The sequence below is a fragment of the Mycobacterium deserti genome, assembly GCF_025345615.1.
In the GTDB taxonomy this organism is placed as follows: Bacteria; Actinomycetota; Actinomycetes; order Mycobacteriales; family Mycobacteriaceae; genus Mycobacterium; species Mycobacterium deserti.
The window spans coordinates 986,126-1,007,106 of record NZ_JAODWD010000003.1 but is presented as its reverse complement, the minus strand read 5'-3'; the positions used below and the strand labels follow the sequence as shown (position 1 = coordinate 1,007,106).

Genomic DNA, 20,981 nt, shown 5'->3' with positions numbered 1-20,981 from the left:
GCAGTGTCACGCTTCGCCCTTCCGGTCCGACGCCTCAACGGAGTTCGAACCTCGCTCCGGCGTCGTTGTCGGACGCACCACCTTCGTGCCCGTCCCTTCGTCGGTGAACAGTTCGACCAGCACGCAGTGCTCGACGCGGCCGTCGATCACATGCGCGCTCGACACCCCGCTCATCACGGCACGCAAGCATGCCTCCATCTTGGGCACCATGCCGGTATCCAGCGACGGCAGTAGCTGTGTCAGCGACGCGGTGTCGATCTCGCTGACCAGCGAGTCGCGGTCCGGCCACCGGGTGTAGAGGCCGGCGACGTCGGTGAGCACCACCAACTTGTCGGCGCCGAGGGCTTCGGCGAGCGCCGCGGCGGCGGTGTCGGCGTTGATGTTGTGCACCACCCCGTCGACGTCGGGGGCGATGGTCGAAACGACCGGAATGCGTCCTGCCGCAATGAGATCGCGCAGCGCGTCGGCGTCGACGCGCTCGACGTCGCCGACCAGGCCGATGTCGGTGGCCACCCCGTCGACCAGAACGCTGCGACGCACCGCGGTGAACAGATGCGCGTCCTCGCCGGTGACGCCGACGGCATACGGTCCGTGCGCATTGATCAGATTGACCAACTCGCGGCCGACCTGACCGAACAGCACCATCCGCACCACGTCGAGCACCTCGGGCGTGGTCACCCGGAAGCCGCCCTTGAAATCGCCTGCGATACCGAGCCGTTTGAGCATCGCGCTGATCTGCGGTCCGCCGCCGTGCACGACGACCGGATGGATGCCGCAGTTGCGCAGGAACACCATGTCAGCGGCGAACGCGGCCTTGAGTACGTCGTCGGTCATCGCGTTGCCGCCGTATTTGACCACCACGATCTTGCCGTGCATTTGTTTGAGCCACGGCAGGGCCGCGGCCAGAATCTGCGCCTTCTTCGGCGCGGCGAGGGTCATGAGCTGTAGGCCGAGTTCTCTTCGACGTAGCCGTGGGACAGGTCCGTGGTCCGGATCGACGCGCGCTCGCCACCGATCCCCAGGTCGACGGTTACGTCGATGTCCGCGCCGGACAGGTCGACCTCGCGTGCCCCGGCAGTCCCGACGCCGTTGACACAGACCGCAGAACCGTTGAACGACACGGTGATCCGGTCAGGTTCCAGCCGCACCGGCGCCATGCCTACGGCGGCCAGCACACGGCCCCAGTTGGGGTCGGAGCCGAACAGTGCGGTCTTGACGAGGCTGTCGCGCGCGACGAACCGGGCGATGGTCACCGCGTCGTCCTCGGTCGCGGCGCCTGTCACCGTGACGCAGACGCGTTTGGTGACGCCTTCTGCGTCGGCCTGCAGTTGTGCGCACAGGTCGTCGCACACCCGCAGCACCGCGTCGTCGAGATCGCCTTGGCTGGGCGCGGTTTCGCTGGCTCCGGACGCCAACAGCAGCACGGTGTCATTGGTCGAGCAGCTGCCGTCGACATCGAGACGGTCGAAGGTCCGCGCCGTCGCTCTGCGCAGCGCCTGGTCGAGCGCGGCGGCATCCGCGACGGCGTCGGTGGTGATGACGCACAGCATGGTGGCCAGTGACGGTGCGAGCATGCCCGCGCCCTTGGCCATCCCTCCGATCGTCCAATTGTCGCTGTGGTGCAGCGCAACCTGTTTGGGCACCGTGTCGGTAGTCATGATGGCGCGGGCGGCTTCCTCGCCGCCGCTGAGACCGCCTGCCATCTCGTGCACCAGCTCTTGCGCGCCCGGCAGCACTTTGTCCATCGGCAGCCGATCGCCGATCAGCCCGGTCGAGCAGACGGCCACCTCGATCGCGCCGGTGTCGGTGCCCCAGTTCGATAGCGCCGCCGCAACGGCTTCCGCGGTGGCGTGCGTGTCCTGAAAGCCCTGCGGGCCGGTGCACGCGTTGGCCCCGCCCGAGTTCAGAACGACTGCGCGCAGGCGGGCGGTGGTGAGCACCTGCTGAGACCACAGCACCGGCGCCGCCTTGACCTGGTTACGGGTGAACACACCCGCGGCGGCGTAGTCGGGGCCCTCGTTGAACACCAACGCCAGATCCAGCGCACCAGAAGCCTTGATACCCGCCGCGATTCCGGACGCCCGAAAGCCGGCCGGCGCGGTGACGCCTTGCGTGCGCACCAAGCGGGTGCCCTCCGAGACCCCGGTCACGGCGCCACTCCGACCGTCGACAGGCCCTCGGTCTCGGGCCAGCCCAGCGCCAGGTTCATCGATTGCACCGCCGCGCCTGCCGTGCCCTTGACGAGGTTGTCGATGGCGGCGATCGCGACGAACGTCTGTGCATCCTCGTCGACCGCGACCGCGAGCTGTGCGGCGTTGCTGCCTACCACCGCACCGGTCTTCGGCAGCTGACCTTCTGGCAACAGATAGACGAATGGTTCGGCGTCGTAGGCCTTCTCGTAAGCAGCGCGCAGTTCAGACACCGGCGCACTGGTACGTGCGGTACAGGTGGCAAGAATGCCTCGCGACGTCGGAATGAGGACGGGCGTAAACGAGACCGTGACGCTCTTGTCGGCGACGGCCGTCAAGCCCTGAGCGATCTCCGGGGTGTGCCGGTGCTTGCCGCCGACGCTGTAGGCCCGCGCCGATCCGATGACCTCCGCGCCCAGCAGGTCGGCCTTGAGCGACCTGCCCGCCCCCGACGTGCCGCTGACGGCGACGACGGTGACCAAGGGCTCGACGAGGTCCTCCGCGAGCGCGGGCCACAGCGCGAGCAACGCGGCCGTCGGGTAGCAGCCCGGCACGGCGATGCGCTTGGCGCCTCGCAACCGGTCGCGGTTGCCTGGGAGTTCGGGCAGGCCGTACGGCCAACTGCCCGCATGCGCGGAGCCGTAGAACCGTTCCCACGCGACCGGGTCGGTGAGCCGGAAGTCGGCGCCGCAGTCGACGATGAGAGTGTCAGGACCGAGTTGGTCGGCCAGCGCCGCGGAGTGGCCGTGCGGCAACCCGAGGAACACGACGTCGTGGCCGGCAAGTGTTGCGGCATCGGTGGCCTCCAGCACCCGCCCGGCAATCGGCAGCAGATGTGGATGGTGTTCGGCCAGCGTGGAGCCGGCGCTCGCCGCGGCCGTCAGCGCACCAATCGTCAGTCGACCGTCGGCATAGGCGGGATGCCCGAGGAGTAACCGGAGGATCTCTCCCCCGGCATACCCGCTGGCACCGGCCACCGCGATGGAAACCATGCATGAAGTCTGCATGGTTATGCAACTCGATGCAAATCCATTATCTTACGGTCAGCGGCGCTGCTCGGCCCCTACACGTTCGGCGGCCGTGACGACGGCGGCGTCGCGGGCGGCGCTCGCCTCATCCTCGGTCAGCGTGCGGTCCTCGGCCCGGAAGCGCAGCGCGAGCGTCACCGACTTCCGGCCCTCGCCGATCTGCGGGCCCGTGTACACGTCGAACAACCGCACGTCCTCGAGCAGGGGGCCGGCGCCGTCGCGGACTGCATCGACGATGCGCTGGGCGGCGACGTCTTCTTCGACGATCAGGCTGACGTCCTGGAAGACCGCCGGGAACGGCGACACCGAGGGAGCGGGCGCCGCGTCGGTGATTGGAATGGCGTCGAGGTCCAGTTCCGCGGCGCAGGCGCCCTTGGGCAGTCCGGACCGCTCCACCACCGCGGGATGCAGCTGACCGGCATGGCCGACGACCGTATCGCCGAGCACGACCTCGGCGCACCGGCCGGGATGCCACGGCAGAACCTGCGCCGGCCGCAGCGTGAGTTCGACACCGGCGGCCCGACCGATCACCCGGACCGCCTCGAACGCGTCGCTGGCGTGCACCGGCCTGCCGGGCCCCCACGGCCCCGCGGGCTCACGCAGACCGGCCAGCACCACACCGACGTGCTGGGGTTGGTGCGGCAGCGATGCGTCGAGAACCGCAATCTCATCGTCAGTGGGCCGGCGATCGGTCGGGATGCGTTCGACGGCACGGGTATCCGCCGTCGGTTCGACCACCTGGGCGATCGCGAACAGCGCTACATCGACCGCTCCGCGAGATACGTTGCGGGTCAGAGCTTCCAGCAGCCCGGGCAAGAGCGTGGTGGCGAGCGCGGGACGGTCCGACTCCAGCGGGTTGAGCACCTCTGTGGTCGACCGGCGCGGGTCGTCCGCTTCGAGGCCCCACCGGTCGAACACTCCCGCAGGCAGGAACGGCGTCGGAAGGATCTCCACATATCCGTTGAGCGCCAAGGACTTTCCGATAGCCCGACGACGCTTTTGGATCGGACTCAACCCGCGTCCCGGCGGGGCGAGCGGCAACACCGAGGGGATGACCTCGAGCCCCTCGAGCCGCAGCACCTCTTCCACCAGGTCGGCGGGCTGGCGCAGGTCGGTCCGCCAGCTCGGCGGTGTGGCGGTCGCTTGACCGTCGGTGACCACGACGTTTGCGCCGATCTGGGTCAGCCGCTTCTCTGTCGTGCCCTTCGCGTAGTCGACACCCGCGATGCGGTCAGGCAGATCCACGGCCATCGTGACCGGCGGCGGCGACCAGTCCTCGCGCGGCGGGTCACCGCGCCAGTCGGTCAACGTTGGTTCGACTGTGCCACCCGTTATCTCGGCCAACAGCGCCGCGCAACGATCGAGCGCTGCCACCGAGATGGCCGGGTCGACTGTCCGCTCGTATCGCCGGCCCGCCTCGCTGTAGAGGCGAAGCCGGCGCTGAGTGCGCGACACCGCGGCCGGGTCCCAGACTGCAGCCTCGAGTAGGACGTCGGTGGTGCTGTCGCGCACCTCGGTGGTGCCCGCTCCCATCACGCCACCGATGGCGGCTGTGGCGATGTCGTCGACGATCAGGACGTCACCGGGGTCGAGGCGGCGCTCGATGTCGTCGAGGGTGACCACGGTCTCCCCGGCCTCGGCGAAGCGAACCTCGAAACCGCCGGTGATCAGGCTGCGATCGTGGGCGTGCATCGGGTGGCCGATCTCGAGCATCACGTAATTGGTGACGTCGACCGCCGGCGAGATGGCGCGGATGCCCGACAGCAGCAGCCGTCGCTGCATCCACCACGGCGACACTGCTTTCGGATCGATACCGGTGACGGGTCGCAGACCGAACCGGAGCACGCCGGTGCCGGGCTGGATGGTCAACGGCAGCGCCTCGCCGTCGACGGGCAGCGCGGGCACGTCGGCCGGATCGACGAAGTCGAGGTCGTAGGCGTTCGCGATCTCTCGCGCCATTCCGCGCATCGACAGGCAGTAACCGCGGTCCGGGGTGACTGCGAGGTGGAACACGACGTCGTCGAGGCCGAGGACGTCGACGGCCGCGGCGCCCGGCTCGGCCGTGCCCGGCGGCAGCACCAGGATGCCGGAATGGTCGACGCCCAGGTTCATCTCCGATGCCGAGCAGATCATTCCGTCGGAAACACGCCCGTAGGTTTTGCGGCTGCCGATTGTGAACCCGCCCGGCAGGACGGTGCCTGGCAGCGCCACCGCGACCAGATCGTCGACCACGAAGTTGGTTGCCCCGCAGACGATGTCGCGGGGGTCAGATTCGCCGACGTCGACCTTGACGGCCCTGATGGGCTTCTTGAATTCGGTGAGTTCCTCGATCTCGACGACCCTGCCTACGGTCAACGGACCGGTGACCGGACCGACCGAAATGATCTCTTCGACCTCGTGACCGATCCGGATGAGCGTCTGCTCGAGCTCGGCGGCAGAGACGTCCCAGCCTGGTGCGCCGGCCTGGACGACGTCGCGCAGCCAGCTGTACGGAACCCGCATCAGGCTCCCACTCCGAATGGCAGCGAGAACCGCACGTCGCCCTCGACCATGTCGCGCATGTCGGGAATCCCGTTGCGGAACTGCAGGGTTCGCTCCAGTCCCATACCGAACGCGAAACCGGAGTAGATCTCGGGGTCGATGCCGCACGCCCGCAACACATTCGGGTTGACCATGCCGCAGCCGCCCCACTCCACCCAGCCGGGTCCGCCCTTCTTGTTGGCGAACCAGACATCGACCTCGGCGGACGGCTCGGTGAACGGGAAGAAGTGCGGACGGAAACGGGTGCGGCCCTCCGGGCCGAACTCGGAACGGGCGAACGCGTCGAGGGTGCCGCGCAGGTGCGCCATCGTCAGGCCTTTGTCCACCGCCAAACCCTCCACCTGATGGAACACCGGAGTGTGCGTGGCGTCGAGTTCGTCCGTGCGGAAGGTGCGCCCGATCGAGATGATGTAGACCGGCAGGTCACGCTCGAGCAGCGCCCGGATCTGCACCGGCGAGGTGTGCGTACGCAGCACCTGCCGCGAGCCGTCGGGCGCGACGTGGAAGGTGTCCTGCTCGCTGCGTGCGGGGTGATCCGGCGGGAAGTTCAGTGCGTCGAAGTTGAATTGCTCGGTCTCGACCTCCGGTCCTTCCGCGAGTTCCCACCCCATCGCGACGAACGTGTCGGCGATGCGCTCGGCAAGGATCGTGATCGGGTGCCGCGCGCCGACCGGCTGTCTGGTCGACGGCAACGTCACGTCGATGCGCTCGGCGACCAGGACCGCGGCGTCGCGTTCGGCGCGCAGCGCCGCGAGGCGCTCGTCGTAGGCCTGCTGCGCCTCGGTGCGCGCCACGTTGACGCGCTTGCCCGCATCCGCTCGGTCAGCTTTCGGCAGCGCCCCCAGGGCCTGCCGCGCTAATGCGATCGGCGCGCGGTCACCGAGGTGTTCGGTCTTCGCGCGCGCCAGCGCGTCGAGGTCCCCCGCCAGATCGAAGGCATGCCGGGCCGCGCTGACGGCTTTGGTCAACGCCTCGTCTGACAGGTCTATGGGCTGCTCAGCCACCCGGCGATCGTACGCGATGGCCGTTACTCGTCCGGTTCGTCCCCGGGTTCGTCGTCGTCGGACACTGGATGCCGGTTCGTTCGCAGCCGGTACATGATCAGATCGGCGGGCACGCCTTCCTGCTTGGCGGTAAAGACTTGCCTGCGAAGCCGTTTGGCGGTGACACCGAGCGTGTCGAACTCTTCGTCGGTGATGCGCTCCAGTGTGGCGTGCGACACGATCAGCTCGCCGCGGGTGGCTCGCGCCATTACCCGCGCCGCGATGTTGACGTCGACCCCGAGCCAGTCCGAACCGATCCGCTGCGGCCTTCCGGTGTGAATGCCGACCCGCATCCGGGGCTGGTAACCGTCCACCTGGGTCGCCTTCACAGCCTCGCGGGCGGCGATCGCCGCCCGCACCGCCGTCGCCGGCTCGGCGAATGCCGCCATCAGCCCGTCGCCCATGCGCTTGACGATCTGCCCGCCGGCCTGCAGCAGCGGGGGCTCGACGACCTGGGCCACCCGACGCAGCAGTTTGAGCGTCGCGTCGTCACCCGCGCTCAGCGACCACGCCGAGAACCCGACCAGGTCGGTGAAGACCAATGTGACCTCCGGGTTGGCAGGCTTACCCGACACCCGTTCGGTCAGTGCCTGCCAGACCTGAAGGGCGCCGAGGCTGACCTCCCGCGACACCGCGTCACGCTCCAGCAGCTGGTTGGCCGCGCGCGCCGCGGCACTCGGACCGCCGACACCGGTCGCCGACAGCGGATCCCCGAACTCGGGATCGCCGGGAAGGGCACGGCGCATCCGCCGCAGGAGGGCGACGACGTCGCGGTTGTGGTTGGGCTTTTTCAGCCACTTCACCGGTCGAGGACCCGCAGGCCGGTGAGAACCGTCGGGGACCTCGTCGATTTCTCCGATGCTGCGGGCGCGTTCGTCGAACGGCTCGGCATTCACGGCTCAAGCCTAGGGAATGGGCCGGGCGGGCAGCAATCGAGCTTTGCGAAGCCGCTGGTCGTGACAGCGACCCTTTGATCCAGGCGCTGCTCACAGTCGGCTTCTGCCGCGGCCGGTCATCCTGCTGTCGATTTGCCGGTCGCGTGCGTTGCGTACGCGATGCCTGTCGCGACGCGCCCGCCGAATCATAGACAACACACGTTGTCAACATTATCGTGGAGAGACAGCCGCGGCCCGCAATCCGCGCACGAGGAGCAGAACATGGCGAACCGATGACCGCTTCGACCGCAGGCACCGCCCACGCCGGTCGCCCGCTCGGACCCGACTCGTTGACCTGGAAGTACTTCGGCGACCTGCGAACCGGGATGCTCGGCGTATGGATCGGCGCGATCCAGAACATGTATCCCGAGCTCGGTGCAGGCGTCGAAGACCACTCGATACTGCTACGTGAACCGCTGCAGCGGGTGGCGCGCTCGGTGTACCCGATCATGGGCGTGGTCTACGACGGCGACCGGGCGGCGCAGACGGGCGCGCAGATCAAGGGTTTCCACAAGACGATCAAGGGCACCGACAGCGCGGGCCGTCGCTATCACGCGCTCAACCCCGAGACGTTCTATTGGGCGCACGCGACGTTCTTCATGCTGATCATCAAGACGGCCGAATACTTCTGTGGCGGCCTCACCGACGCCGAGAAGCGCCAGTTGTTCTCAGAACACGTCCAGTGGTACCGGATGTACGGCATGAGCATGCGGCCGGTGCCCGACAGCTGGGAAGACTTCTGCGCGTACTGGGACCGCAAGTGCCGCGAGGAGCTGGAGATCAACCGCGCCACGTTGGACATCTTCAAGATCCGCATTCCCAAGCCGTGGTTCGTATTGATGCCGACACCGGTGTGGGACCAGCTGTTCCGGCCGATGATCGGCGCGCAGCGCTGGATCGCGGCGGGGTTGTTCGACGACGCGGTGCGTGAGAAGGCCGGCATGCGGTGGACGCCGGGCGACGAGGTGTTGCTGCGTTTGTTCGGCAAGATCGTGGAACTGGCTTTCGTCGCGGTGCCCGACGAAATACGCCTGCACCCACGGGCGTTGGCCGCCTATCGGCGCGCCGAGGGTCGGATTCCCGCCGATGCTCCGCTGATCGAGGCGCCGTCGTTCGTGGCGCCGCCGCGCGACCGCCGCGGCCTGCCGATGCATTACCAGCCGACGCGTAAGACGCTGCTCGACCGCGCCGGGTCGCTGGTGCACACGACGTTCTCGTTGGCGGGCCTGCGGCCGGCGCGCGGACGCGATAAGGCAGCCTGAACGCATGCTCGAATGGTCCGACGTCGATATCGCCGTGCGTGATGCCGTGCGCGAGTTCGTCGACAAGGAAATACGTCCGCACGTCGACGCGCTGGAAAGCGGCGAGATGGAGCCCTATCCCATCATCCGCAAGCTCTTCGCGACGTTCGGCATCACCGACATGGCCCGGGACTCGCTCAACAAGAGGCTCGCCAAGCTGCGCGACGGAACCTCGTCATCGGGCTCGGCGTCGGGGGGCGGCGGGATGTTCGGCGACGGTTCCGGCGGTATGGGTTTCGTGGTGGTCAGCGAGTTGTGCCGGGTGTCGATGGGCATCGTCACCGGCATGGGGGTCAGCCTGGGCCTCACCGTCCCGACGATCATGGGCCGCGGCACCCTCGCCCAGCAGGAGCGTTGGCTCCCTGATCTGGTGACCTACGACAAGATCGGCGCGTGGGCGATCACCGAACCCGACTCCGGCTCGGACGCGTTCGGCGGCATGAAGTCCTACGTCGTGCGCGACGGGGAGGATTACCTGCTCAACGGCCAGAAGACGTTCATCACCAACGGACCGGACGCCGATGTGGTGGTGGTGTACGCCAAGCTCGATGAACCCGGGGTCGACAAACGCGACCGCAAGGTGCTGACCTTCGTTCTCGACCGTGGCATGGAGGGCTTCGTCCAGTCGAAGCCGTTCCGCAAGATGGGCATTCACAGTTCGCGCACCGGTGAGTTGTTCTTCAGCAATGTCCGACTCGGCCGCGACCGGCTGCTCGGCGAGACCGAGGACAGCTCAGGGGGCGACGGGCGCGACAGCGCGCGATCGAACTTCTCCGCCGAGCGCATCGGGGTTGCAGCCATGTCGTTGGGCGTGATCGAGGAATGCCTGCGGCTGTGTGTCGACTATGCCAAGAGCCGCACGCTGTGGGGCCAGGAGATCGGCCAGTTCCAGCTGATTCAGCTGAAGCTGGCCAACATGGAAGTCGCTCGAATGAACGTGCGCAACATCCTGTTTCGCGTCATCGAGTCTGCGGAGCAGGGTAAGCCGATCCCGCTGCCCGAGGCTTCGGCGATCAAGTGGTACTGCTCGCAGGCCGCGACGGAGGTGGCGATGGACGCCGTTCAGCTGTTCGGCGGCAACGGATACATGACCGAGTATCGCGTCGAGCAGTTGGCCCGCGACGCCAAGTCGCTGATGATCTACGCCGGCAGCAATGAGGTTCAGATCACCCACGTCGCACGAGGTCTGCTCAGCGGCTGAGGGGCCACCTTTTTCTCGCGAGCAGACGTAAACCTGCCTGATTTCGGTGGATTCACGGCAGTTTTGCGTCTGCTCGCGCTAGGAGGCGCGACGCGCTGCCCGCGCGCTCTGGTAGAGGCATATCGCCGCGGCAGACGCCACGTTGAGGCTTTCGGCGTTGCCCGGCATGGGGATCCGCACCCGATGTGTCGCGGCCGACGCCAGCTCCGCGGACAAGCCGTGCGCCTCGGGGCCGAACAACCACGCCGTCGGCGCTGCGAGATCGGCATCGTCGAGCAGAAGCTCCCCGTCCACCGTTGTGGCCAGTGTCTGCAATCCCGCTGAGGCGAGCGCTGACACCGCTGCAGCCGAATCCGATTGGGAGATAACAGGTATCGAGAAGATGCTGCCTGCCGAGGCCCGAAGGCATTTGCCGTTGTACGGATCGACGCTGTGCCCGGCCAGCACAACCGCGTCCGCACCCATGGCGTCGGCGAGGCGGATCAAGGTGCCCGCATTGCCGGGTTCAGAAGTCTCCACGCCAACGGCCACCAGCTGGGGAGTGCCGGCCAGCAGGTCCGCCAGGGATGTCTCGGGCACGTTGCACACCGCGACGAGACCCACTGGGGTCACGGTGTCCGACAGCGCCTTTGCCGCGCGGTCGCTCACCAGCTGCAACGGCACATCGGTGAGCATTTCGCCGAAACGGTCAGCCGCCGCTTCGGTGACGAACACTTCGCAGACGAGTCCGCGCCGCAACGCCGCCTCGACGAGGTTGGGTCCCTCGGCGAGGAAGCGTCCGGCGCGGCGTCGTCCTACGTGGCGGTGCAGCTTGACCGCAGCCACCACCCGGGCAGAGCGTTCGGTGAACGTCAGGCAGCCTCGCCCGACGGTGCGTTGACGTCCTCGGGCAGCGCACCCCGTGCGATCTCCACCAGCGCAGTGAAGGCGGCAGGATCGCTGACGGCGATCTCGGCCAGGTTCTTGCGGTCCACCTCGACACCGGCGGCCTTCAGGCCCTGGATCAACCGGTTGTAGGTGATGTCGTTGGCGCGAGCCGCGGCATTGATGCGGGAGATCCACAGCTTGCGGAACTCGCCCTTGCGGGCACGCCGGTCCCGGTAGGCGTAGTTCAGTGAATGCAGCTGCTGCTCTTTTGCTTTGCGATACAGCCGCGACCGCTGACCGCGATAGCCCTTGGAGGCCTTGAGTACTGTGCGCCGCTTTTTCTGGGCGTTGACTGCGCGCTTCACGCGTGCCATGAGAGTGTCCTATTCCATTCAGGTCGTACGTGCTCGGGCCGAATTACCCGTTCAGCAGCTTCTTGACGCGGGCGGTGTCGGCGGCAGAGACGTCAGTGCGTCCTTCCAGCCGACGGGTACGGGTGCTCGGCTTGTGCTCCAAGAGGTGCCGACGGTTGGCCTTCTCGCGCACGATCTTTCCGGTTCCGGTGCGACGGAACCGCTTTGAAGCGCCGCTGTGGGTCTTCGCCTTGGGCATATCTGTCCTCAGTTCTGTGGTGTTTCGGTCTGTGCTTCGCTGGGCTGCGCACCTGCGCGCTGCGCGGGCGGTGCGTCCGCGTCGTGCGCCGCTTTGGCGCGAGTCTTCGCGCCGCGGTGCGGAGCCAGCACCATCGTCATGTTGCGGCCATCCTGCTTGGCCGACGTCTCGACGAAGCCGTAGTCGGCGACGTCGGCGCCCAGCCGTTGCAGGAGTCGGTAGCCCAGTTCGGGCCGCGACTGCTCGCGTCCACGGAACATGATCGTGACCTTGACCTTCGACCCCGCTTGCAGGAAGCGAACGACGTGACCCTTCTTGGTCTCGTAGTCATGTGGGTCGATCTTCGGCCGGAGCTTCTGTTCCTTGACGACGGTCTGCTGCTGATTCTTGCGAGACTCGCGTGCCTTCTGAGCCGTCTCGTACTTGAACTTGCCGTAGTCCATGATCTTGCAGACCGGCGGCTTGGCGTCCGGCGCTACTTCGACAAGGTCGAGATCGGCGTCCGCGGCGACGCGGAGGGCGTCTTCGATGCGCACGATGCCTACCTGCTCGCCACCCGGTCCGATCAGGCGGACTTCAGGTACTCGAATGCGCTCGTTGACGCGGGTCTCAGTGCTGATGGGGCCTCCTATGTTGTCCTCCAGGAGTCCAACACCCACCAGCAATCCGCTCTTCCGAACGGAAAAGCCCTGCTGGAAGCAGGGCCCAATGCCGACCAGGACAGGCATCAGATGCCTGTGACCGGACCGCTGTACCGGTATGGTCAGCGGTGGGAGTGGGACTCCACTTGCTGTCCCTGGCGTACGCCGGGACGGTCGCGCATGCCAGTCTAGCAGCCATGACCGAGGATCCGAACACACCCGACCTGCCCGGCTCGGCCGTGCGCGACCTGGCCGACATCCCGGCGGTCGAGGTGATCAGCCGGTCGGCCGTGATGCTGATGAGTGCCGCGGCCGAGAAACTCGGCCTCTCCGAGTCCGATCCCGACAACAGCCCGCGCAGAGATCTCGACGAGGCACGCCGGCTCATCACCGCGCTTGCCGGTCTGGTGACCGCCTCCGCAGAGTACCTGGGACCGCACGCCGGTCCGCTGCGCGACGGACTGAAGACCCTGCAGTTGGCGTTCCGTGAAGCCAGCGCGCAACCGGAGGAACCCGGCCACGGCCCCGGTGAGAAGTACACAGGCCCCGTCTGGTCGTGAGTAGCACGTATTTCGGGGGTTGAGCGCATATCCTCGCGCCCTATGACGGTCACTAGCCCGGCGGGTACCAGCAATGCTTCGAGGGCAGGCCGAAGAGCCACCCACGCGTGGGTTCCCGCCGCAGCCGGATGGACCGTCGGCGTCATCGCCACCCTGTCGTTGATCGCGAGTGTCTCGCCGTTGGTGCGCTCGGTCATCAGGGTGCCGAGGGAGTTCGTCAACGACTACATCTTCAACTTTCCTGACACCAGCTTCGCCTGGGCGTTCGTTCTGGCGTTGTTGGCCGCCGCGCTGGCGGCGCGCAAACGCATCGCCTGGTTGATCCTGCTGGTGTACATGGTCGCGGCGATCGGCTGGAACGTCGGCGACCTCGCCACCGGCGACGAGACCTGGATGCAAGAGAGCGGCGAGTCCATCGGCCTGGTGTTCCACGTCGCCGCGATTGCATTCTTGGTCCTGGCCCGTAAAGAGTTCTGGGCCAAGGTGCGCCGCGGTGCTCTGGTCAAGGCCGCCGCGACGCTGGTCGCCGCGATGGCAGTCGGCACGCTCGTCGGCTGGGGGCTGCTCGAACTCTTCCCCGGGTCGTTGGCGCGCGACGACCGCTTCCTCTACGCGTTGAACCGGGTGAGCGCATTCGCGGGCGCGTCGTCGGACTCGTTCTCCGGGCACCCCCACGTGTTCGTCAACGCACTGCTGGGCCTGTTCGGTGCGCTCGCGCTGATGGCTGCGGCGATCGTATTGTTCCGGTCGCAGCGCGCCGATAACGCACTCACCGGAGAGGACGAGTCGGCGATCCGCGGTCTGCTTGAGATCTTCGGCAAGAACGACTCCCTGGGCTACTTCGCCACCCGGCGCGACAAGGCCGTGGTGTTCGCGCCCACCGGCCGCGCCGCAATCACCTATCGCGTCGAGGTCGGTGTGTGTCTCGCCAGCGGCGACCCTGTCGGTGATCCGAAAGCTTGGCCTCAGGCCATCGAGGCGTGGCTTGCGCTGTGCGAGACCTACGGATGGGCACCCGGCGTGATGGGCGCGAGTTTCTCGGCCGCACAGGCGTTCCAGGCCGCAGGTCTCAGCGCGCTGCAACTCGGCGACGAGGCGATACTGCACCCCGACAACTTCCGGCTGTCCGGACCGGACATGCGCGCGGTGCGCCAAGCGGTCACCCGGGCCCGGCGGGCGGGCACCTCGGTGCGTATCCGCCGGCATCGGGACATCGACAGCGACGAGATGGCCGACGTGATCGCACGAGCGGACGCGTGGCGCGACACCGACGACGAGCGCGGCTTCTCGATGGCGCTGGGCCGGCTCGGCGATCCGGCCGACGGCGACTGCGTCCTGGTGGAGGCGGTACAAGCCGGCGCCGGGGATGGTGAAGTCGTCGCGATGCTGTCGCTGGTTCCGTGGGGCACCAACGGGGTGTCGCTGGATTTGATGCGGCGCTCACCGCAGTCGCCCAACGGCACTATCGAGCTGATGGTCAGCGAGTTGTGCATGCAGTCCGAAGGCATCGGCGTGAGCCGCATCTCGCTCAACTTCGCGATGTTCCGGTCGGCGTTCGAGCAGGGTGCGCAGCTGGGCGCCGGTCCCGTGGCGCGGCTGTGGCGCGGCCTGCTCGTGTTCTTCTCGCGATGGTGGCAGCTCGAGACGTTGTACCGGTCGAACATGAAATACCAGCCGGAATGGGTTCCGCGCTACGCGTGTTACGAGGACGCCCGGCTGCTCCCCCGCGTCGGTGTCGCGTCGGTGATCGCCGAAGGGTTTCTCGTGCTGCCTTTCTCGCGACGCAACAAGCAGCACACCGGCCAGCACATCGCGGCACCGCAGAACCTGGTGTCCAGCGGCGTGTTGCACCATGACGGCAGCGCCCCCGACGTCGGCGCACTGGAGGGTGACCTGCCCGACGAGGAGCGGCAGCGGCTGCCCGAGCAGGTGCGGGTCCGCATGGCCAAGTTGAAGGCTCTGCAAGACAACGGAATCGACGCCTACCCCGTCGGCGAACAGCCCAGCCACACCGTCGCGCAGGCGGTTGACTCCGAAGGGGCGGCAACCCTGACCGTCGCAGGCCGTGTGCTGCGGATCCGCGACTACGGCGGAGTGCTGTTCGCCCAGCTGCGCGACTGGTCGGGAGAAGTGCAACTCCTGCTTGACAATTCGCTGCTCGATGCGGGTACGACGGCGGACTTCACCCAAGCTATCGACCTCGGCGACCTGATCGCGGTGTCCGGCACGATGGGCTACAGCAAGAAGGGCGTGCGGTCACTGCTGGTGCTCAACTGGCGGCTGATCGGAAAGTGCCTGCGGCCGCTGCCCGACAAGTGGAAGGGTTTGACCGACCAGGAGGCACGGGTACGTGCCCGCTACGTCGACCTGGCGATCAACACCGAGGCCCGCGAGCTGATCCGGGCCCGCAGCGGCGTGCTGCACGCGATCCGCGAAACCTTGGTGGGCAAGGGGTTTCTTGAGGTCGAGACGCCGATCCTGCAGCAGATCCACGGCGGCGCCAACGCCAGGCCGTTCCTCACCCACATCAACGCCTACGACCTCGATCTGTACCTGCGGATCGCACCCGAGCTCTACCTCAAAAGATTGTGTGTCGGCGGCGTCGAGCGGGTCTTCGAGCTGGGCCGCGCCTTCCGCAACGAGGGCGTCGACTTCAGCCACAACCCGGAATTCACGCTCCTGGAGGCTTATCAGGCACACGCCGACTACAACGTCTGGATCGACGGCTGCCGGGAGTTGATTCAGAACGCAGCGCAGGCCGCGAACGGGGCGCACGTGTTCATGCGTCCGCGCCCGGACGGCACGCTGGAACCCGTTGACATCTCGGGGACGTGGACGGTCAAGACCGTGCACGAGGCCGTGTCGCAGGCGCTGGGTGAGCAGATCGGCCCCGACACGGACCTGGCGACGCTGCGCAAGTTGTGCGACGGTGCGAACATTCCGTATCTGACGCACTGGGACACCGGCGCGGTGGTGCTCGAACTCTACGAGCATCTCGTCGAGGACCGGACCGAAGAGCCCACGTTCTACAAGGACTTCCCTACCTCGGTGTCGCCGCTGACCCGGCCGCACCGCAGCATCGCCGGTGTCGCCGAACGCTGGGACCTGGTGGCGTGGGGCGTCGAACTCGGGACGGCCTACAGCGAATTGACCGACCCGGTCGAGCAGCGCAGACGCCTGCAGGAGCAGTCGATGCTGGCCGCAGGCGGTGATCCGGAGGCCATGGAACTCGACGAGGACTTCCTGCAGGCGATGGAGTACGCGATGCCGCCGACGGGCGGCCTCGGCATGGGGGTGGACCGGGTCGTCATGTTGATCACCGGACGCAGCATCCGTGAGACGCTGCCCTTCCCGCTGGCCAAGCCCCGCTAGCTCCGCCGCGCGAACGTTCCTTACCGCTCGACCAGTGTCCGAAATGTCGAGTGGTACGGAACGTTCGCGGAAGCGAGCGCTGGACGACGGGTAACTCACAGCCGGCTACCAGCTTCTGCGGTCACCATGACGTCGTGTCCGACTGGTTCCCTCAGCACCTCTCGTTGATGCACGGCTGGATTCCGGTGACAGTGCAGATCGTCGCCGCGGTCGCGGTGCTCACCGCCGTCGGGTGGCGGACCCGCCGGTGGCGGCTGGTGTGGCTGCCGTGGTCGCTGCTGTGCGGCAGCGCCCTGGCGTTCGCGACCTTTTCCTATATCGCGGCCGAGGGTCTGGCGGGCAACCCCGCGCCGCCGACGTTGTGGCTGTGGGTCGGACTGACCGGCGTCGCCGCCGCGGTGCTCATCGCGGGCTGGCGTGGCGCCCGGTGGTGGCGGCGGGGTGTCTCGCTGGTGGCGGTGCCGCTATGCGTGTTGTGCGCGGCGTTGACGCTGAACCTGTGGGTCGGCTACTTCCCCACCGTGCAGACCGCGTGGAACCAGTTGACCGCGGGCCCGTTGCCCGATCAGACCGACGCGGTGACCGTCGCCGCGATGCAGAGGCGGCATCTGATTCCGGCGAAGGGCACTGTCGTGCCGGTGACCATCAGCGATGCGGCGTCGGGGTTCAAACACCGCGGCGAGTTGGTCTACCTGCCGCCGTCCTGGTACGCGACGAACCCGCCGCCGCGGTTGTCCACGGTGATGATGATCGGCGGCGAGTTCAACACGCCCGCCGACTGGGTGCGTGTCGGTAACGCCGTGTCGACGGCCGACGACTACGCCACTTCCCACGGGGGCAACGCTCCGGTCCTGGTGTTCGTCGATGCGGGTGGAACGTTCAACAACGACACCGAATGCGTCAACGGCACCCGGGGCAACGCCGCCGATCATCTCACTAAAGACGTTGTCCCATATATGGTCTCGCATTTCGGCGTCAGCGCCGGTCGCGCGCACTGGGGCGTCGTGGGCTGGTCGATGGGCGGCACATGTGCAGTCGACCTGGCCGCCATGCACCCCGACATGTTCAGCGTCTTCGACGACATCGCCGGTGACCTGAGCCCGAACTCGGGCACCAGGGCGCAGACCATCGACAGGTTGTTCGGCGGCAACGCGGCCGCCTACGCCGCATTCGACCCCACCACCGTGATGACCCGGCACGGCAGGTACACAGGTGTGACGGGCCGCTTCGACATCAACAGCCAGGCCCCGGCCACCCAGAACTCGGCGGCGAACTCGCTGTGTGCGCTGGGCACCGCCAACGGTGTCAGCTGCACGGTCGTGGTTTCGCCCGGCAAGCACGACTGGCCATATGCGGCACACGCCTTCGCGACGGCCTTGCCGTGGATGGCGGCGCAACTCGAAACGCCGAACACGCTGGAGGCCGCCGATCGCCGGGTACGGTGAGCGGCATGCCGGACGAATCCATCCCCGAGCCGGAACCCGCCGTCGACGCCGAGATCGTCGAACCGAAGCCCGAGTCCACCGTGCCCGTCGAGCCGGTCGACACCGGCTACACCCCCGGTGGGGTGCCGACATTCGAGTCCGTGCGCGAGAAGATCGAGACCCGCTACGGCGCCTCGATCGGCGCCGCAGAACTCGATGCGGAAACCCCGGAAGGCCGCAGCGTCGCCGAGCAGTACGACGAGAGGCAGCGCGCCGCCGCTGAACGACTTGACCAGATCCGCGAGCAGATGCGCAAGCAGTCCGGCGAGTCTCAGTAGTCGGACTCGGCGGCCAGGATCTCCGCCAGGAACGCATCACCCGGGGGCGCACTGAGCCTGGCCCGCGCAAAGGTGCGGATGCGCTCACGCGTTTGCGGTGACTCGTCGACCCTGGCGCCCACTACGACTGTGGTGTCCTGCCAGTCATGTCCCCAGGCGGCCGTTTCCGTCAACGGGCGGTGCTGCGCGTCGACGATCGGGAACGTCGCGCGGCCGTCGGCGTCGAGAACGCCCGTCCCGGTGACGGTTCCGGAGCTCAGATTCACGGCGATGCCGTTGGGTGAACCTAATCCTGACAGTGCAACGCGCACAACGGATTCCACAGAGCTTCGCGCCTCGATTCGCCATTCGACCGTCTGCTCGGCCGCGTCGAAGATCCCGGGAGGCACCCCGGCCCAGTTGACCGAATCGACGCCACTTGCGATGGCACCGGAACCGGCTCCTCCGGCGCGGGGACCGGCCGCCAGCGCGTAATCGTCGCGCCGAGTCGCAGATACCGCGTCCGCGTCCATGGCGATGCCGACGTCGTCGGCGAGATCGCCGCAGCGCTCCACGAGGTCGGCCACCCGCGGATCGCCGTCGCGGGCGTGTGCGGCCAGCGCCGCCGCATGCGGGGCCAGCAGAGAAGTGACCTCCGAATCAAAGGTGTCGTCGGTGAAGAAATCCTGGGCGGCGGCCGTCAGCACCGCGATCTCCGCGTCGAGAAGCGCCGTGTCCAGGGCCGCGATACCGTCGCGCTCGCTGGCAGGCCACCAACGACGAAGCCAGTGCCCCAGCGCCAGACGACGAAGGGGACGCAGCGCGTCCGAGGACACGCTCACTCCGGTCAGGTCCACGGTCTGGGCGGGGTCGGGCGAGCGCCCGTCGACCGCGGCGGCCACGGCGGTGTGCCCGGCTTCGCCGAAGACCCGCCAAAGCCAGTCGGCGCGAGTCGGATCCGTGAACGTGATCCCTGCGGCACGGTCCGGTTCATCGACCGTCCAGGCCAGGACGGCGCCGCTGACTTCCAGCACGGCCACCAACGGTGCCGGTTCGACCGTCGCACCGGTGCTCCATAGACCGGCGTCGGCGACGAGCTTCATCCGGCCACCTGCAATTCCAGCATCGACTTGATCCGCTGGCGGTGATCCAGACTCACCGACCGGGCCACCCCTTCCAGCAGCGACCGGACGTCATCGACGTCGTCGCACGGCTCCTGCCAGACGTCGCGGCCGTGCAGTCGCGCCCACAGCCGGTTCAGATACGGCCGGGAGAACGCCGCGAGGTCGTCGATCACCTGCTGCTGCCGCGGATGAATGGGCCCGCCGTCGGCCAGGTAGCGGCGCGCGTGCAGCACGTAGGCCTCCTTGCGCAGCCGGGCCTGCAGCGCAGACGCCAGTGTGTACCGCGGTCGGACGGTATCGGTCAGGGGGGCGAGGTCGACGGCGACCTCGATGCCCGCGATCAACGCCGCCTGCTTGTCCTCGGCCAGTAGACCCCACGGCGCGCACGATCGGTCGACCTCCTCGGCGCAGAGCGTGGGGATGTCGGGCAGGTCCTCGCGGTCCAAGCCGCGGCGCAGGGTCGCTCGCACCCGCTCGATGACGGTGCGGTTCAGCGGGCGATCACCATCGGCTTCGGACAGCACAGCAGGAGGTTGTTGCGGTTCAACGGAACTGAGGCCTACGCCGACGATCGACCATGGCAGGTCCGACACGTCGTGGTGCGCTTTCGCGCCCATGTTGTACGGCGCCGCGTCGGCGATGAGTGCCCTCCACACCCGCTGCCGCGCCGCCGCGGCGCTGTGCGTGTCGGCCGGCCCGAGGACCGTGGTGAGTCCGGCCAGGAACGGACCGGTGATCTCGGTGCCGGCCCGGATGTCGCTCCAACTACGCCGCAGCTGCGCCGTCAACGCCTCAACGATGCGCCCATCCGCGATGTACTGGTTGAGCACCTCGATCGCCGTGCGGTCGCGATCGGCGTGGATATCCCGCAGCACCGCCTCGGCCGAGTCGTGATCCTGTTGTCCCGGAGCGCCTTTCGTCACCGCCAACTCGAAGCAGACGGGAAAGTACAATTCCTGGGCGTTGCCGGTGGTGATGCGCAAGCGTCGCCGTTGGGTCTTCAGCAGGGTGAACCACGCTGCTGCGGCCCGTAACTGGTCACCATGGCCGACGATCAGCCGATGCATCGCGTCGGCGACATCGGCGCCGACGAACGGCGCGGAGAATTGGTTGTTCGATCGCAGACGCAAGACCAATGGGTCGATGATCCGTTTGACGGTGCGGCGCAAGGGCCCACCGTCGTCGCTGCTGAGAACCTCGACACCCGGCCCGATCGCGCGCCAGGCGCGATCGATCACTGCGCGGCGCGGATGGGTGACGGCGACTACCGCCTCGGTGCTCACGTGGAACAGGATAGGAGTTCAGACGGCGTGGAGACAGCCACAAACTTGGGTTCGGTAGGCAATTGGCCGTCCGACCCTTGAGTCATGTTCACAGCGGTGTTGTACGCGTTCCTGTTCACACTCTTCATCGCCACGGCGTCGACTCTGTTACATCCGACTCGCACCGAATCTGCGTCGACTGCCGACGAGGCCGGCGAGCGCCTGGCCACTGCCGAAGACATCCTGGCCGCGTGCATGGATTTCGACCGGATGTTGGTGAGCAAGGGGTTGCTCACCGGCGAGCACGTGAAGGTGATTCGCCTCGGCACAAAGTCGCACGCCGTGGTCACCGGCATGCGGCCGACGGGAACCGCTCGTGAGGACCATCGCGAGGTGGAGCTCGACGTGATGGTGAAACGGCCCGAAGGTGGGCAGTTCCCCGCGCACGAGAGGGCCTTGATTCCGGCGTCGTCGCTGACCAAGGTGCTGCCGGGCAGCGTCATCGACACGTACTACCGGACCGACGACGAGTCCGCGGTCGTCGTGTGCGTCCCGCCGGGCTGA

19 protein-coding genes are annotated in these 20,981 nt (G+C 67.5%); 7 read left to right on the top strand and 12 right to left on the bottom strand.

Translation table 11 applies throughout. The features are described 5' to 3' along the window. Positions 1-6: 6 nt before the first annotated feature. The 6 genes from argB to N4S67_RS16240 are packed head-to-tail and all read right to left on the bottom strand — an operon-like array spanning position 7 to position 7,697. On the bottom strand, positions 7-939 hold the full coding sequence (gene argB / locus N4S67_RS16265) for an acetylglutamate kinase (RefSeq protein WP_260993979.1): 933 nt from the start codon (positions 937-939) through the stop codon (positions 7-9). Next, positions 936-2,150 (bottom strand): bifunctional glutamate N-acetyltransferase/amino-acid acetyltransferase ArgJ, encoded by a 1,215-nt coding sequence (gene argJ, locus N4S67_RS16260; protein ID WP_260993978.1) that lies wholly within the window; start codon positions 2,148-2,150, stop codon positions 936-938. Before argJ ends, argB begins: the two co-directional genes overlap by 4 nt. Beyond that, the gene (gene argC, locus N4S67_RS16255; RefSeq protein ID WP_260993977.1) at positions 2,147-3,196 is read right to left on the bottom strand and encodes an N-acetyl-gamma-glutamyl-phosphate reductase; all 1,050 of its coding nucleotides are present in this window, start codon (positions 3,194-3,196) and stop codon (positions 2,147-2,149) included. Before argC ends, argJ begins: the two co-directional genes overlap by 4 nt. Positions 3,197-3,232: 36 nt before the next feature. Next, entirely contained in the window at positions 3,233-5,719 is a 2,487-nt protein-coding gene (gene pheT, locus N4S67_RS16250) for a phenylalanine--tRNA ligase subunit beta (protein ID WP_260993976.1), read from the bottom strand. Then, positions 5,719-6,762: a phenylalanine--tRNA ligase subunit alpha gene (gene pheS, locus N4S67_RS16245; protein WP_260993975.1), complete on the bottom strand. Its 1,044-nt coding sequence runs from the start codon at positions 6,760-6,762 to the stop codon at positions 5,719-5,721. Before pheS ends, pheT begins: the two co-directional genes overlap by 1 nt. Positions 6,763-6,785: 23 nt before the next feature. Further along, positions 6,786-7,697 (bottom strand): adenylate/guanylate cyclase domain-containing protein, encoded by a 912-nt coding sequence (locus N4S67_RS16240; RefSeq protein WP_313959951.1) that lies wholly within the window; start codon positions 7,695-7,697, stop codon positions 6,786-6,788. Positions 7,698-7,969: 272 nt separating this feature from the next. On the opposite strand from N4S67_RS16240, the gene N4S67_RS16235 reads away from it, so the two are divergent. Beyond that, on the top strand, positions 7,970-8,998 hold the full coding sequence (locus N4S67_RS16235; protein ID WP_260993974.1) for an oxygenase MpaB family protein: 1,029 nt from the start codon (positions 7,970-7,972) through the stop codon (positions 8,996-8,998). A gap of 4 nt (positions 8,999-9,002) precedes the next feature. After that, on the top strand, positions 9,003-10,238 hold the full coding sequence (locus N4S67_RS16230; protein WP_260993973.1) for an acyl-CoA dehydrogenase family protein: 1,236 nt from the start codon (positions 9,003-9,005) through the stop codon (positions 10,236-10,238). 78 nt (positions 10,239-10,316) lie between these two features. On the opposite strand, the gene N4S67_RS16225 is transcribed toward N4S67_RS16230, so the two are convergent. The 4 genes from N4S67_RS16225 to infC are packed head-to-tail and all read right to left on the bottom strand — an operon-like array spanning position 10,317 to position 12,337. Continuing rightward, positions 10,317-11,066, bottom strand: a complete 750-nt coding sequence (locus tag N4S67_RS16225; RefSeq protein WP_260993972.1) for a TrmH family RNA methyltransferase — start codon at positions 11,064-11,066, stop codon at positions 10,317-10,319. A 23-nt stretch (positions 11,067-11,089) separates the two neighbouring features. Then, positions 11,090-11,479 carry a 50S ribosomal protein L20 gene (gene rplT, locus N4S67_RS16220; RefSeq protein ID WP_260993971.1) on the bottom strand — a complete coding sequence of 130 codons (390 nt, stop codon included), beginning with the start codon at positions 11,477-11,479 and terminating at the stop codon, positions 11,090-11,092. Positions 11,480-11,522: 43 nt separating this feature from the next. After that, complete coding sequence (rpmI, locus tag N4S67_RS16215) at positions 11,523-11,717, bottom strand: 50S ribosomal protein L35 (protein WP_260993970.1); 195 nt, start codon at positions 11,715-11,717, stop codon at positions 11,523-11,525. 8 nt (positions 11,718-11,725) lie between these two features. Further along, a complete protein-coding gene (gene infC / locus N4S67_RS16210) occupies positions 11,726-12,337 on the bottom strand; it encodes a translation initiation factor IF-3 (RefSeq protein WP_260994068.1) in 612 nt (203 codons plus the stop codon). 218 nt (positions 12,338-12,555) lie between these two features. Here infC and N4S67_RS16205 point away from each other — a divergent pair, with 218 nt between their 5' ends. The 4 genes from N4S67_RS16205 (at position 12,556) to N4S67_RS16190 (ending at position 18,052) form a co-directional block, all read left to right on the top strand. Further along, on the top strand, positions 12,556-12,918 hold the full coding sequence (locus N4S67_RS16205) for a DUF1844 domain-containing protein (RefSeq protein WP_260993969.1): 363 nt from the start codon (positions 12,556-12,558) through the stop codon (positions 12,916-12,918). A 42-nt stretch (positions 12,919-12,960) separates the two neighbouring features. Further along, positions 12,961-16,290 carry a bifunctional lysylphosphatidylglycerol synthetase/lysine--tRNA ligase LysX gene (gene lysX / locus N4S67_RS16200; protein WP_260993968.1) on the top strand — a complete coding sequence of 1,110 codons (3,330 nt, stop codon included), beginning with the start codon at positions 12,961-12,963 and terminating at the stop codon, positions 16,288-16,290. A gap of 167 nt (positions 16,291-16,457) precedes the next feature. Continuing rightward, positions 16,458-17,735, top strand: a complete 1,278-nt coding sequence (locus N4S67_RS16195; RefSeq protein WP_260994067.1) for an alpha/beta hydrolase — start codon at positions 16,458-16,460, stop codon at positions 17,733-17,735. A gap of 5 nt (positions 17,736-17,740) precedes the next feature. Next, a complete protein-coding gene (locus N4S67_RS16190; protein ID WP_260993967.1) occupies positions 17,741-18,052 on the top strand; it encodes a hypothetical protein in 312 nt (103 codons plus the stop codon). Here the strand turns inward: N4S67_RS16190 and N4S67_RS16185 are convergent. Next, on the bottom strand, positions 18,046-19,134 hold the full coding sequence (locus tag N4S67_RS16185) for a hypothetical protein (RefSeq protein ID WP_260993966.1): 1,089 nt from the start codon (positions 19,132-19,134) through the stop codon (positions 18,046-18,048). The genes N4S67_RS16190 and N4S67_RS16185 overlap by 7 nt on opposite strands. Next, complete coding sequence (locus N4S67_RS16180) at positions 19,131-20,438, bottom strand: hypothetical protein (protein ID WP_260993965.1); 1,308 nt, start codon at positions 20,436-20,438, stop codon at positions 19,131-19,133. Before N4S67_RS16180 ends, N4S67_RS16185 begins: the two co-directional genes overlap by 4 nt. Positions 20,439-20,522: 84 nt before the next feature. On the opposite strand from N4S67_RS16180, the gene N4S67_RS16175 reads away from it, so the two are divergent. Further along, positions 20,523-20,981: a hypothetical protein gene (locus N4S67_RS16175; protein ID WP_260993964.1), complete on the top strand. Its 459-nt coding sequence runs from the start codon at positions 20,523-20,525 to the stop codon at positions 20,979-20,981.